14 protein-coding genes are annotated in these 13,363 nt (G+C 70.4%); 10 read left to right on the top strand and 4 right to left on the bottom strand.

Annotated features, from left to right (window positions below):
• Positions 1–32: 32 nt before the first annotated feature.
• Positions 33–1,214: a hypothetical protein gene (locus ACGFIV_RS32025; protein WP_358547675.1), complete on the top strand. Its 1,182-nt coding sequence runs from the start codon at positions 33–35 to the stop codon at positions 1,212–1,214.
• A complete protein-coding gene (locus ACGFIV_RS32020; RefSeq protein WP_358547672.1) occupies positions 1,211–1,972 on the top strand; it encodes a WecB/TagA/CpsF family glycosyltransferase in 762 nt (253 codons plus the stop codon). Before ACGFIV_RS32025 ends, ACGFIV_RS32020 begins: the two co-directional genes overlap by 4 nt.
• Before the next feature lie 4 nt (positions 1,973–1,976).
• Here ACGFIV_RS32020 and ACGFIV_RS32015 read toward each other — a convergent pair whose 3' ends face one another.
• The gene (locus ACGFIV_RS32015; protein WP_358547669.1) at positions 1,977–2,810 is read right to left on the bottom strand and encodes a glycosyltransferase; all 834 of its coding nucleotides are present in this window, start codon (positions 2,808–2,810) and stop codon (positions 1,977–1,979) included.
• A 35-nt stretch (positions 2,811–2,845) separates the two neighbouring features.
• Here ACGFIV_RS32015 and ACGFIV_RS32010 point away from each other — a divergent pair, with 35 nt between their 5' ends.
• Positions 2,846–3,625, top strand: coding sequence for an acyltransferase (locus ACGFIV_RS32010; protein WP_392838581.1), 780 nt, complete (start codon positions 2,846–2,848; stop codon positions 3,623–3,625).
• On the top strand, positions 3,622–4,635 hold the full coding sequence (locus ACGFIV_RS32005; protein ID WP_392838579.1) for a hypothetical protein: 1,014 nt from the start codon (positions 3,622–3,624) through the stop codon (positions 4,633–4,635). The genes ACGFIV_RS32010 and ACGFIV_RS32005 overlap by 4 nt, the downstream gene beginning before the upstream one ends.
• A gap of 11 nt (positions 4,636–4,646) precedes the next feature.
• Here the strand turns inward: ACGFIV_RS32005 and ACGFIV_RS32000 are convergent, their stop codons facing one another.
• Together ACGFIV_RS32000 and ACGFIV_RS31995 are read right to left on the bottom strand one after the other, a co-directional pair.
• A complete protein-coding gene (locus tag ACGFIV_RS32000) occupies positions 4,647–5,633 on the bottom strand; it encodes a hypothetical protein (RefSeq protein WP_392838577.1) in 987 nt (328 codons plus the stop codon).
• A 16-nt stretch (positions 5,634–5,649) separates the two neighbouring features.
• Positions 5,650–6,336, bottom strand: coding sequence for a hypothetical protein (locus ACGFIV_RS31995; protein WP_358547657.1), 687 nt, complete (start codon positions 6,334–6,336; stop codon positions 5,650–5,652).
• A 175-nt stretch (positions 6,337–6,511) separates the two neighbouring features.
• On the opposite strand from ACGFIV_RS31995, the gene ACGFIV_RS31990 reads away from it, so the two are divergent.
• The 6 genes from ACGFIV_RS31990 (at position 6,512) to ACGFIV_RS31965 (ending at position 12,436) form a co-directional block, all read left to right on the top strand.
• Positions 6,512–7,663: a hypothetical protein gene (locus ACGFIV_RS31990; protein ID WP_392838574.1), complete on the top strand. Its 1,152-nt coding sequence runs from the start codon at positions 6,512–6,514 to the stop codon at positions 7,661–7,663.
• Entirely contained in the window at positions 7,660–9,018 is a 1,359-nt protein-coding gene (locus tag ACGFIV_RS31985) for an O-antigen ligase family protein (protein ID WP_392838572.1), read from the top strand. Before ACGFIV_RS31990 ends, ACGFIV_RS31985 begins: the two co-directional genes overlap by 4 nt.
• A 90-nt stretch (positions 9,019–9,108) precedes the next feature.
• Entirely contained in the window at positions 9,109–9,549 is a 441-nt protein-coding gene (locus ACGFIV_RS31980) for a MarR family transcriptional regulator (RefSeq protein ID WP_358547649.1), read from the top strand.
• Positions 9,550–9,711: 162 nt separating this feature from the next.
• Positions 9,712–11,406, top strand: coding sequence for an MFS transporter (locus ACGFIV_RS31975; RefSeq protein ID WP_358547647.1), 1,695 nt, complete (start codon positions 9,712–9,714; stop codon positions 11,404–11,406).
• Positions 11,403–12,146 carry a dienelactone hydrolase family protein gene (locus ACGFIV_RS31970; RefSeq protein ID WP_358547645.1) on the top strand — a complete coding sequence of 248 codons (744 nt, stop codon included), beginning with the start codon at positions 11,403–11,405 and terminating at the stop codon, positions 12,144–12,146. The genes ACGFIV_RS31975 and ACGFIV_RS31970 overlap by 4 nt, the downstream gene beginning before the upstream one ends.
• Before the next feature lie 14 nt (positions 12,147–12,160).
• The gene (locus tag ACGFIV_RS31965; RefSeq protein WP_358547642.1) at positions 12,161–12,436 is read left to right on the top strand and encodes a DUF6295 family protein; all 276 of its coding nucleotides are present in this window, start codon (positions 12,161–12,163) and stop codon (positions 12,434–12,436) included.
• Here the strand turns inward: ACGFIV_RS31965 and ACGFIV_RS31960 are convergent.
• Positions 12,433–13,233 carry a hypothetical protein gene (locus ACGFIV_RS31960; protein WP_392838569.1) on the bottom strand — a complete coding sequence of 267 codons (801 nt, stop codon included), beginning with the start codon at positions 13,231–13,233 and terminating at the stop codon, positions 12,433–12,435. The two genes, ACGFIV_RS31965 and ACGFIV_RS31960, sit on opposite strands and share 4 nt — an antisense overlap.
• Positions 13,234–13,363 lie beyond the last annotated feature (130 nt).

Genomic DNA, 13,363 nt, shown 5'->3' with positions numbered 1-13,363 from the left:
CTTCTACTGATCACAAGTTTGGGGGGTGAGCGATGACTCGCCATGAGGGTCGTCTCGGTGCGCTCGCCGAAATCGACGCACCCGCGGCCGCGCTCGTCGACCGCATGGTCGACCTGTCGGTCCGCGGGCTTCCTCCCGGTTACGCCAACGGTGAGTTCGTCTTCACCAGGCGCGGCAGGCGCGGCGACGACGGGCGCTGGACGGCCGTCCCCGAGGGGCGGAGCGTGCGCTACAGCGCCATCGTGGCCCTCGGCGTGGCCACCCTGCCGGAGGGCACGCAGCGAGCCGCCCTGGCGGGGGACACCGTCGTCGATCTGGTCGGAAACCTGATCAAGGGGCTTCCCGACATCGCCAACCTCGGCGACGTGGCCCTCATCACGTGGGCGGCGGCCGAGACCGGCCACCCGGAGCTCGACAGGGGCCTCCACCGGCTGGCGGAGCTCGAAGGCGCGCTGAACACGGGCGACCCGGTTTACACGGTCGAGGCGTCGTGGGCGCTGGCCGCCCTGACCGCCGCGCACCGGGTGCAGGCGGGGGCTCCAGAGCTGGAAAGGCGGCTGGAGCACGCCGGGCAGAGGCTGCTCACCGGCCTGGGGGACGACCGGCTCTACCGGCACGTCCTCGGCCCCGCCTCCTGGTACCGCGCCCACGTCGGCTGCTTCGCCGACCAGGTCTATCCCCTCCAGGCCCTCGCGCGCCTGCACGCCCACACCGGCGACGACGCGGCGCTCAGGGCGGCCGAGCAGATCGCGGCGGGCATCTGCGCGGCGCAGGGGCCGGAGGGCCAGTGGTGGTGGCACTACGACGCCCGTACGGGCGGGGTGGTCGAGGGCTACCCGGTCTACAGCGTCCACCAGCTCTCGATGGCCCCGATGGCCCTGCTCGACCTCGCCGACGCCGGCGGCACCTCCTATATGAAGGACATCGCCCTCGGCCTCCACTGGATGACCTCCAGGCCCGAGATCGACGACGAGCTGATCGTCGAGGAGCTCGACCTGACGTGGCGCAAGGCCGCCAGGGACGACCCGAAGAAGATCGTCCGAGGCGTGCGCGCCGTGGCCACCGCGATCAACCAGGGCTCGCGCATCGGGGTGCTCGACCGCATCTACCCGCCGCTCGCCGTCGACCGCGAGTGCCGCCCGTACGAGCTGGGGTGGCTGCTCTACGCGTGGCTGTTCTCGCTGCCCCGCGACACGCGCGGGAAGCACGGGTGAACGGCGCCGCCCCGCCCCGCAGGGCGCTGCTGGGGCTGTCGCTCGACGCTCTCACCATGGAGCAGACCGTCGCCCGGTGCGTGGCGGCGGTCGACCGACGGGAGAACCTCACCATCGGCGTGGTGAACGCGGCCAAGGCCGTCCGCATGAGCGAGGACGAGCTGCTGCGCGACTCGGTGACCTCGTGCGACCTCGTCGTGGCCGACGGGCAGGCCATCGTGTGGGCCTCCCGGTTCCTCGGCCGTCCGCTGCCCGAGCGGGTCGCAGGCATCGACCTGTTCACCTCCCTGATGGAGGAGGGCGCGAGGCGGTCGTACCGCGCGTACTTCCTCGGGGCCAGGCCCGAGGTGCTCGAACGGGTGGTCGCCGAGGTGCGCGCTCGCTATCCGGGGCTGGAGGTTGCGGGGGCGCGCGACGGCTACTTCACCGACGAGCAGGCCCCCGAGGTGGCGGCGCGCATCGGGGAGGCCAAGCCCGACCTGCTGTTCCTCGGCATGACCTCGCCGAAGAAGGAGATCTTCCTCGCGCGGTTCGCCGAGGACGTCCAGGCAGGGGTGATCCACGGCGTCGGCGGCTCGTTCGACGTCTTCGCTGGAAAGGTGCGCCGGGCCCCCGTCCTGTGGCAGAGGCTCGGCCTGGAGTGGTTCTACCGGTTCCTCCAGGAGCCCCTCCGGCTGGGGCCGCGTTACCTGTCGACCAACACCCGGTTCGCCTGGATGGTGGTGAAGGAGTACGTCCAGGGCCGCAGGCGGGCCTGACAGCTCAGGTCCTGCTGCTCTCGTCCCGCAGCCAGGTCGTGTAGTCCTTCGCCCGCACGGCGCGGCGCGCCCGGGCGCGGGCGGCCACCGTGACGGCGAGGAACACCCCGAGGTGCGGCAGGAGCCAGGGCGCGCGTGCGCCGATGGCGATCAGGTCGCGAAGGCCCGTGCGGGCCTCCTGCCCCGCCATAGGGCCCTGCTCGATCTCCGCGACGACCGTCACGGCGCGCACCCGGCGCCGCATCAGGTCGCCGAGGGTCCTCGGCGGGTGGATGACCGCGTGCGCCGTGCGCACCACCTGCCGCTCGGCGGGCGTGAAGGCGAGCGAGGCCGCGAGGTCGTCGCCCATCACCGGGGGAAGATCCATGATGCGGCGGTTGCCCTCCTCGGACACCGCGATCACGCCCCTGCCGAACAGCCCCTCGCGCACGGCGGGAAGCCTGCTCCACACCGCGTAGTAGGCGCGTACCGTCCACGGGCGGTCGCGCAGCACCAGGGCCCTCTCGGGCGCGGCGGCGAGGCTGCCGCCCAGGAGGGCGTCGCGGAGGGCGCGGACGTCGGCGGTGCCCATCTCGACGTCGCCGTCCACGTAGACGCGGGGATGCGCGCGGGCGGCCTCGTCGCCGAGCCGCAGGGCCTCGCGCTTGGAGGGCACCGGCGTCTCGATCACGGTGACGCCGAAGCCGCGCGCGACCGACGCGGTGTCGTCGTCACAGCCGTTGGCCACGACCACGATGTCGAACTCGCCGGGGGCGGCCTCCTCCAGGAGGCGCGCGAGGAGCCGGCCGACTACGCGGCCCTCGTTGTGCGCCGGGATGATGACGCTCGCGCTTGGCATACTTCCGAAGTATTCACCCTCAATGGGAGCTCCCGATGACCGAACCGCGAATAGCGCCCACCGCCGACGTGGACCCGAGCGCCAAGATCGGCGCGGGCAGCCAGATCTGGCACCTCGCCCAGGTCCGCGAGCAGGCCGTGCTGGGCCAGGGGTGCATCCTCGGGCGGGGCGCCTATGTCGGGCCGGGCGTCCAGATCGGCGACCGGGTCAAGCTACAGAACTACTCCCTGGTGTACGAGCCTGCGGTGCTGGAGGACGGCGTGTTCGTCGGGCCCGCCGCCGTGCTGACCAACGACGTCTACCCTCGCTCGACCGACGTCGACGGCGGGTTGAAGCGTGACGGCGACTGGACCGCCGAGGGCGTGGTCGTACGGGCGGGCGCCTCCATCGGGGCGCGGGCCGTGGTCGTCGCGGGGCGCACGATCGGGCGGCACGCGCTGGTCGCGGCCGGGGCCGTGGTGACCCGGGACGTTCCCGACTTCGCCCTGGTGGCGGGGGTCCCCGCGCGCCGGATCGGCTGGGTCGGCCGCGCGGGCGTGACGTTACGGCAGGACGCGCCCGGCCTGTGGCGCTGCCCCGAGACCGGCGAGACGTACACCGAACACGACGGCCACCTGAGCGGCCCGGCCGTCCCGGTGACCCCTGAGGCCGGCGGGCCGAGCGAGGAGACCGCCTCGGCGGACGGCGAGTCGAGCGGGGCGACCGTCTCGGTGGACGGCGAGTCCGGCGGGGCGACCGCTTCGGTGGACGGCGAGGCCGGCGGGTCGGGCGGGGGGACCGCTGAGGGTGGCGGCCGGTCGGGTGGGCCCGCGTGAAAGTCTCGGCGCTGTCCGGGCGCGCGCGGGTCGTGATCCTCGTGGTCGCGGTCCTGCTGTTCGGCGCGGTCGGGGTGGTCTACGTCCTGCGGGCGAGGCCGGAGGCGCAGGCGCCCGAGCGGGCCGCGGCGAGCGCCGGCCCGGCGCTCCGGCAGACCTCCCTGGAGCCGGGCGAGCTTCTCATGGTGCGCGCGGGCGCCTCGCCGGACAGCGGTACGGTCCTCGCGGTGCCCGCGAGCGGAGAGGGGCAGCCGCGCTCCACGGGCCTGCGCTGCAAGCGCTTCTACGCGGCGGCGGGCACCGGACTTTGCCTGCGCGTCACCAACGGCGTGGTCACCAAGTCGGAGGCCATCGTGGTCGACGACCACCTGCGCGAGGTGCGGCGGATCTCGCTCTCGGGCATTCCGAGCAGGGCGCGGGTCTCGGCGAGCGGGCGCATGGCGGCCTGGACCTTCTTCGTGGCGGGTGACTCCTATCTCAGCGTCGGCTTCTCCACGCGCGCGGGCATCCTCGACACCCGTACGGGCACGCTCGTCAAGAGCCTGGAGGACCTGACGCTTGAGAAGGACGGACGCGTCTTCAGGGCACCCGACCTGAACTACTGGGGTGTCACCTTCGCGGCCGACGACAACCGCTTCTACGCAACGGTGTCGAGCGAGGGCAGGACCTACCTGGTGCAGGGCGACTTCGCCGAGCGCCGGATGCGCGTGCTCCGCGAGAACGCCGAGTGCCCGTCGCTCTCACCGGACGGCACTCACGTGGCGTACAAGAAGAGGATGGGCGGCAGCGGCGATCCGTGGCGGCTGTACACGCTGGACCTGCGGTCGGGCCGGGAGACCGCGCTCGCCGAGCCCGCGAACGTGGACGACCAGGTGGCCTGGCTCGACGCGCGCACGGTGATGTACAGCAGGCTGCGGGGCGACAGCTCGGACGTGTGGACGGTGCCCTCCGACGGCTCGGGACGTCCGCGGCTCCTGCTGCGGGACGCCTACTCGCCCGCCGCGACGTGAGCCTGGTCCGGTCAGGGGGCGACGGGCTCGCCGGTGGTCTCCCACACGTTGCCCTCGAAGCGGTTGCCCTTGCCCTTGGTGTCGAAGTAGGTCAGGGGCCCCCAGAAGCCGCCCTTCGGGAACAGGCGCCGGGTGAAGACGTTGCCGATGATCCGGATATCGGTGGGAGTGCCGAACTTGCCGGCCCCGCCGTAGATCGCGTAGCCACCGCCGCCGAGCAGGTTGCGCTCGATGAGCACGTCGTGTGCCCTGCTGAAGTCCTGATAGATCGAGATGGCGGAGGTCTGGGCGATCTGGTTGAGGATGGTGTTGTGGCGGATCGTCAGGGTCAGGCCCTTCTGGGGAGACCCGTTGATCTGGGGCCCGGTCACGTGGTCGCCGGGATACTCCTTGAAGTCGTGCATGTAGGAGTCCTCGATGAGACCGTGGTCGGTGCCCACGGAGTTCGAGACGGTGTGGATGTTCGCGCGCCGCACCGTGATGTCGCCACCCTGGTTCAGGACGCCCCACTGCGCCTTGACGACGCCGTCGCCGGAGATCTCGCAGTCCTCGACGACCGCGCCGGAAGCGCCCTCCGCCTGGATGATCGACCAGTCGCCCTCGCCGATCACCCGCACGTTGCGGACCGTCACGTTGTCGGCCTTGATGTTGAGCTTGCCGTGCACTTCGAGGTTCTCGACGATGGCCCCCGGTTTCATGACGGTGACCTCGCCGACCTTCTTGAGCGGGCTCCCGGGCCGCACCCCCGTGGTCGCGGCGGAGGGGAAGCCGTTGTTCTCCGGGGAGGGCCGGACCTCGGGCTGGGGAGTGTGCCCGGGGATGGGCTCGCGCCCGTCGTCCGCCGTGCCGCTCGCGCCGCAGCCGGCCGCGGCAGCGCCGCCGATCACGAGGGAGACGACGAGCGGGGCACAACGGCGCGGCAGCGATGAGGACACCGAAAGCTCCAGGTCATAGGTCTTCGGAACGCTCCACAGCGGGCTCGCGGGAAGCGCTGTCACCTTTCGTGGATCTCAACTACAGATTGGTGCCGGCCCCGACGCGGGACGGCCGTGCTCGTCTCACAGGGCCTGGAGAGGCCGTCGGGCGTGGTGCGGGTGACGTGCCGGGCGAGCCGCCACTGCGGTCACGGGTGAGGGACATGGCCACGACCGACATCAGGACGGTGATGAGGCCGATGCCCACGGTGGCACGGCTCTTCTGGAGGCCCTGCCGCTCCGGTCCGATGATGCCGCCGATGGGCTCATACTTGATCATCACCCGCCCCGTGGCTCCCGCCGAGGTCTGCAGGCGCTGGAGTTTCTGGGTGAGAAGTTGGAGCGCCAGGTTGAGCGTGTCGATCGACTCTTTGGGGTTGTCGGACAGGGCCTGCATGGAGGCGTACGGCTGGCCGTACACCGGGAGCTCCTCGTTGCCCCAGTGCGCCACCGCGTAGTGGAAGGAGGCGGTGCCTCCCATGGAGCGGAGCCGCTCCTGGGTGCTGGGGTTGTCGAAGAAACGGGCCGTGGCCAGGGCCATATAGATGTGGTTGTCGGTGAAGTGGTCGTAGACCTCACCTTGAAAGTGGTTGGTCTTGGTTATGAAGGCGACCGTGACCGAACTCTGGTAAAGAGGTGACCTATAACGGACCCACAGCACCGCACAGGCGGCGACCAGGAAGATCAGCGCCAGGCAGCAGCTCCGCACAACCACTCGCCTTCGCACCGACACATCGTGGCACAGGCGTATGGAGTTTTGGGACGGGCCTGGTAAAGAAAGCACTCAGAGGAAACACTTGAGGGCGATGACAACGCGCCGATGTGTTCGCGCGTCCTACCTCGGCGACTCGGCGGGGTGGGAATCACAGATGTGGCCGGCCGGGCGGGGGTGAAGGGACACTATGGACCTGCTTGATTCGCTGCGTGCGCTGCTCCGGCGGTGGCCAGTGACGCTGGCATTGCTGGCCGTCACGATCGCGGCGACGGTCGGGGCGCTCATAGCGATTCCCTGGCAGTACGAGTCGAAGGCCACCGTGGTCTTCCTGTCGTCGAGGAAGGGCTCTCAGCCGGTGGGAGGCAACCCCTGGCTGGCGTTCGACGCCTCGCTGACCATCACGGCCGAGGTCATCTCCCGTGGCATGAGCGACGAGCGCACCCTGCAGAAGCTCAAGGACGAGGGTAAGACCGCCGACTTCACCGTGGGCCTCGCGCAGGACTCGCGGGGTCCGCTCCTCGACATCACGGCCACGGGGGCCGACCCCAAGGTCGCCCAGGCCACGATGGAGACGCTCGCGACGCTCAGCCAGGAGCGGCTGACCGAGATGCAGCAGAAGTCGTCCATCCTCCCGGACGCGACGATCCGGGCCGAGCTGGTCACCTCCAGCGACAAGGCCGAGCTGACCCCTGAGAAGAAGATCCGCCTGCTGGTGATCATCTTCGCGGGCGGCATGCTGCTGACCATCGGGGTTCCGCTGTTCCTGGAGTCGGTGGCGCAGAAGCGCCGCCGGTCGTCCCAGCCCGACGTGGTGACCGCCAGGGCCGGGCAGCCTCCGGTGGGCCCGCCTCAGCAGCGCGTGCAACGTTCCGCCGGCGGCGCCCCTCAACGGCCCGCGAACGGCGTCGCGCCGCGCAGCAGGCCCCCGGCGCGGCCTCCGAGGCCCATCGAGCCGCCCGAGCCGCGCTTGCACGACCGCCGCGCGAACTCCGCGTCCTCCTCTGCCAAGCCCGGGTCGCCCTCCGAGCCCCGCGACCCCTGGGCGCACCAGCACAGCATCGACGAGGGCTACACCGTCCCGCTCCCGGCCATCAAGGTCGACGACGACCTCTATGTCTGGTCCGACGACAAGGACCGTCCGAGGGGCGCCCCTCCCTCGGGCTCGGGGTCCCCGTCGAGGGACACCGCGGGCAACGGCGCCAGACAGGGGTGGCCCTCCGGTCAGGCGCCTGAGTCCAATGGGCTGCGTTCCCGGCAGACCCCCGGCTCGCACTCCGCCGGGGGTGACTCCGACGACGAGCCGTACGTCGTGTTCGACCCCACCAGGCCAGGTCGGTGACCAGCACGTCGGAGGCCGCGCGGGTCCGCCCCCCCACCCGCCGGCCGCCTGAACGCCGGTCCATCCTGCCGAAGGCGCGCGTCGACCCGGTGACGATCATGACGTTCTTCTTGATCGTCCTGTTCGTGATGCCCGCCCGGTACGTGGTCGGCCCCCTCGGCGGAGCGGGCTCGCCCTCCTCGATGGTGGCCGTGCTGCTGCTGGTCTGGTACCTGCTGTCCACGCTCTCGCCGCGGTGGACCCCGATCCGGGGGCGGCAACCGGTACGTCCGGTCATCGTCTTCTTCGCCCTGGCCGTCCTCGCCAGCTACGTCGCGGCGGCCACCCGGCCGCTCTCGGCGGACGAGGTGAACGCCGCCGACCTCGGCCTCGTGCTCGTCGGAGGCTGGGCGGGCATCTCCCTGGTCACCGCCGACGGCATCAACAGCATGGAGCGCCTGGAGACGCTGCGGCAGCGCATCGTGCTGGGGGCGTCTTTCCCGGCGTTCGTCGCGATGATCCAGTTCTTCACCGGCATCGAGGTGACCCGCTACCTCGCCCTGCCGGGCCTCGTCGAGAAGGGGTCGGCCGTGCTGTTCGAGCGCGAGGGCTTCTTCCGCCCGGCCGGCACCGCCACGCACCCCATCGAGCTCGGCGTGGTCCTCGCCGCCGTGCTGCCGCTCGCGCTGCATGGAGCGATCTACTGCCGCATCCCCGAGCAGCGCCGCAAGCGGTGGCTGATGGTCGCGCTCATCGCCAGCGCGCTGCCGATGAGCGTGTCGCGCTCGGCCATCCTCGGCCTGTTCGTCGTGATGGTGGTGCTGCTGCCGACCTGGCCTTCCGAGTGGCGGCTGCGGGCGATCCTGATCTTCGGCGTCGCCTCGATCGTGATGCGCCTGGTCATCCCCGGGCTCATCGGCACCGTGCTGAACCTCGTCTCCGTGATCGGCTCCGACGAGAACTCCACCACGCGCACCGGCGACTACGACGCGGTCGTCCAGGCGGTGACGCAACGCCCGCTGTTCGGCCAGGGCTTCGCGACCTACCTCCCGCGCATCTACCGCGTGATCGACAATCAGTACCTGATGTCGGCCCTGGAGACCGGCCTCGTCGGCGTGCTGGCCCTGATCGTGTTCCTGCTGTCCGGTTGGGTGCTCGCCCGGCAGGCGAGGAAGGCCGCGACCGACGAGGAGACCCGCCACCTCGCCCAGTGCTTCGCCGCCTCGATGGCCGTGGCCATCTTCGGCTTCGGCACCTTCGACGCCTTCAGCTTCCCCATGATCACCAACGTGATGTTCCTGATCCTGGGCTGCTGCGGCGCCCTGTGGCGCCTCCAGACCCAGCCGGCCCGCGAGCCGTACGAGCCGGGAATCTAGCGAGATCGCATCCTGTGGAACAAGCCTGGCCCCTGCCAGCCGGAAATATCGGCAGTTTAACTGTTAAGTTGAACTGTGTACTCTGGTGGCGTGGTTGACCAAGCGCAGGCGGAGACGGTGGCCGAGGAGTTGCGGACGGCGCTCGGCCGGGTGGTGCGCCGCCTCCGGCGAGAGTCGGGCATGCCGTACCAGCACGCCACCGCGCTGGGGTGGCTACGACGCGGCGGCCCCATGACGGCGAGTGGTCTCGCGGCCGCCGAGCACATCACGCCGCAGTCGATGGCGGTCACCCTGGCGGCGCTGCACGAGCAAGGACTGGTGGAGCGCGCCCCCGACCCGGACGACCGGCGGCAGATCCTCTGGTCGGTCACTCCGCGCGGGCAGAAGGTCATCGCCGAGCAGCGCGCCCGGCGGGCCCGATGGCTCGTCACCGCCATCGAGGAGCTCAGCGACGAGGACACCTCGCGGTTGCGCGAGGCGGCCGGTCTGCTCAACGACATCATGGACAGGAGTGAGGCAAATGGCGCCTGAACGATCCGCCTCCGGGTGTGCGGCTCCGGCGGAGCGCCGCCGGAGTGAGACGATCCACTCCCAGAGCGAGACGATCCGCCGCCGGCGTGGGACGATCCGCCGCCGGCGTGGGACGGTCCGCCTCGGGAGTAGGACGGTCCGCGCCCACTTCCGCGACCTGTGGTGAGCGGCGACCGCTACAAGTGGATCGCCCTGTCGAACACCACCCTGGGCGTGCTGATGGCCACGCTGGACGCGTCCATCGTGATCATCTCGCTTCCGGCGATCTTCAGGGGGATCGGCCTCGACCCGCTTGATCCGGGGAACATCGGCTATCTGCTGTGGATGATCCTCGGCTACCTGCTGGCGCAGGCGGTGCTGGTCGTGGCGCTCGGGCGGCTGGGTGACATGTTCGGCCGGGTCCGGCTGTACAACCTCGGCTTCGCGATCTTCAGCGTCGCCTCGCTCGCGCTGTCGGTGGACCCCTTCACCAAGAGCGGCGGAGCGCTCTGGCTGATCGGCTGGCGCTTCGTCCAGGCCTTCGGCGGCGCGATGCTCACCGCCAACTCCGCGGCCATCCTGACCGACGCGTTCCCGGCCTCGCAGCGGGGCATGGCGCTCGGCGTCAACCAGGTCACCGCGCTGGCCGGGCAGTTCCTCGGCCTGGTCGCGGGAGGGCTGCTGGCCGTGATCGACTGGCGGGCGGTGTTCTGGGTGAGCGTGCCCTTCGGCGTCCTCGGCACCATCTGGTCGTACCGCAGCCTGCGCGAGGTCGGCAGCCCGAAGAGGGCCAGGATCGACTGGGCGGGCAACCTGACCTTCGTGGCGGGCACCAGCGCGATCCTCGCCGCGATCACCTACGGCATCCAGCCGTACGGAGGGAGCCCGACCGGCTGGGGCAACCCGCTGGTCCTCACCGGGCTGGGCGCGGGGATCCTGGTGCTCGTCGTCTTCTGCGTGGTCGAGACCAAGGTGGCCGAACCCATGCTGGACCTTCGGCTGATGCGGATCCGATCGTTCATGGCCGGCAACCTCGCCACGCTGCTGACATCGATCTCTCGGGGCGGGCTGCAGTTCATGCTGATCATCTGGCTGCAGGGCATCTGGCTGCCGCTGCGCGGGTACGACTTCGAGGACACCCCGCTGTGGGCGGGCATCTACATCCTCCCGCTCACCGTCGGCTTCCTGATCGCCGGACCGCTTTCGGGCCACCTGTCCGACCGGTACGGCTCGCGGGTCTTCGCCACCGGCGGGCTGATGATCACAGCGCTGTCCTTCGTCGGGCTCATGCTGCTGCCCGTGCGCTTCACCTACCCGCCGTTCGCCCTGTTGCTGCTGGCCTGCGGCATCGGCATGGGGATGTTCTCGGCGCCGAACACCTCCTCCATCATGAGCAGCGTGCCGCCCGGCCGGCGCGGGGTCGCCTCGGGCATGCGGGCCACCTTCCAGAACTCCGGCAGCGCCCTGTCCATCGGCGTCTTCTTCTCCCTGATGGTCGCGGGGCTGTCGGGCACGCTGCCCGGGGCCCTCACCTCGGGCCTGGAGAGCCACGGTGTGCCCGCCTCGGCCGCCGCCCACGTGGCGAGCCTGCCGCCGGTGAGTACGCTGTTCGCGGCCTTCCTGGGTGACAACCCGATCGGCCACCTGCTCTCCTCGACCGGTGTGATGGGCACGCTGCCGGCGCAGGACGTGGCGGTCCTCACCGGGAAGCGGTTCTTCCCTGAGCTGATCTCCGGTCCGTTCCACCATGGGCTGGTGACCGTGTTCATCAGCGCCGCGGTGATGGCCACCATCGCCGCCATGGCCTCCGCCCTGCGCGGCGGCCGGTACGACTACACAGACCAGGCTCCCGTGGAGCACAAGGAGGCACGCATATGAACGACGCGATATGGGCAGGCACGGTCTCCGTCGCCGGGCACGAGGGGGCCGAGCTGGAGGCCTATCTGGCCCGGCCGCTCGGTGAGGGTCCGCGCGGCGGTGTGGTGGTCATCCACCACCTGCCCGGGTACGACCTGGCGACCAAGGAGATCGTGCGGCGGTTCGCGGTGAACGGGTACGCGGCGATCTGCCCGAACCTGTACTCGCGGGAGGGAGCCGGGGTCAGCCCCGACGACCAGGCCGCCGCCACGCGGGCGAAGGGCGGTGTCAAGGACGAGCAGCTCGTCGGCGACGTCGCCGGGGCCGCCGCGTACCTCAACTCGCTCGACCACGCCAACGGCAAGATCGGCGTGATCGGGTACTGCTCGGGCGGCCGGCAGGCGTTCCTGGCGGCCTGCTCGCTCCAGCTCGACGCGGCGGTCGACTGCTACGGCGCCTTCGTGGTGAACGACCCGCCCGCGGAGTTCCCGCTCAAGGTCTCTCCGCTGATCTCCAAGGCTCCCGGCCTGTCCTGCCCGCTGCTCGGGCTGTTCGGCGAGCAGGACTCGTATCCGGGGCCGGAGGAGGTCGCGGTGCTGGCCGCCGAGCTGGAGAAGCTCGGCAAGGACCACGAGTTCCACCTCTTCGCGGACGCGGGGCACGGGTTCTTCTCCGTCGACCGGCCCGCCTACCGCCCGGCCGCCGCGACGGAGGGCTGGAAGAAGATCTTCAACTTCTACGGCCGTCACCTCAGCGCCTGACAGGAGAGATCAGTATGTGCACCTACCTCACCGAGAAGATCGAGCTCGACGGCGCCGGCAAGGGAAGCACCGGCTGGTTCACGGTCAGGGAGGGCCTGGTCTACGTCGACCACCCCTTCCACGCCTGCCACGAGCACACGGTGAACATCGACTTCACCAACCCGTCCGAGGGCCCCTCGGCCCGGGTGGCGGTCGAGCTCACCGAGGAGTCGGCCCTCGCCCTGGTGGAGGCCATCCAGAAGGCCCTCGCCGCGGCTCCACCCGGCCTCGCCTCCGCCCGCCCCCGCTAAAGCTCGCGAAGGACCTCGCCGGAAGCCGCGACCACCTGGCCCTGGTAGACGGGGCCAGGTGGCGCGAGGTGTCCGCACCCGGTCGAGCAGTAACCGGTCCGCAGGAAGCCTCTTTCCGAGGGCTGGCCGAGGTCCAATTCGATGTCGATGTGGCTCGGGAGCGCGTCGAAGTTCATGTTCGGCACGATGAACTCCCTGCCCGTGTACTTCTGCCGTACCGACTGCTTGAAGGCGGGTGCGCAGACGAACGGATTCGCATAGGTGTTGTAGCCGAGCGCGACGCCGGTGTTGAGGAACCCCAGGTCCTGACATTGGTACAGCACAGCCCGCATCGCGGCTGCGTTCCTCGGGCCGTGGTATCCCGAGGCGAAGTTCTGGAAGCACGACCTCGACTCACCGGTTTCGTAAGGAGAAGGCCCGGCGGCCGCCAGCGCGCGAAGGAAGGAGGCGTCGCAGCCGATTCGCGCCGACGGCTCCTTCCCCTTGAGCAGCGCGGACCGCCTGCAGCCGGTCACGGTCTGGAATGCTCCGACGACGTCCTCGTGCGGGCCGAGACGGGAGTACGCGAGAACAAGGTCGACCTGGGCCGAGAGCGGGTAGGCGGCGGAGGCGCCGAATTCCTCGTCGAGCAGGCGGAACCACGTCTCAAAGCTCGGCACCCGGGCCTGGACGCCGGCCGGGAGGGTGTACACGGCGAGGTCCGTCGGGATGGACCAGTCGTTGAGGCCGGGATACCCGGCATAGGAGAGGATTCCGATGCCGACCTTCGGAGGCTCGTCGCCGTAGGCGTTGCGCAACGCCAGGTAACGCTCAAGGTTGGTGCTGGAGCCCGCCGGAACCTGTCAAACGTGTTGAGACATCAGGCTACTTGTGTGGTTTGTGGTGAAGCGCCGTCGTCTTGAGACGTGAGTGGTTTGTTGATCCACA

The organism is Sphaerisporangium sp. NPDC049003 (assembly GCF_043197795.1).
Taxonomy (GTDB): Bacteria; Actinomycetota; Actinomycetes; order Streptosporangiales; family Streptosporangiaceae; genus Sphaerisporangium.
The sequence above is the reverse complement of the archived record's forward strand: the minus strand, read 5'-3'. Positions and strand labels throughout refer to the sequence as shown.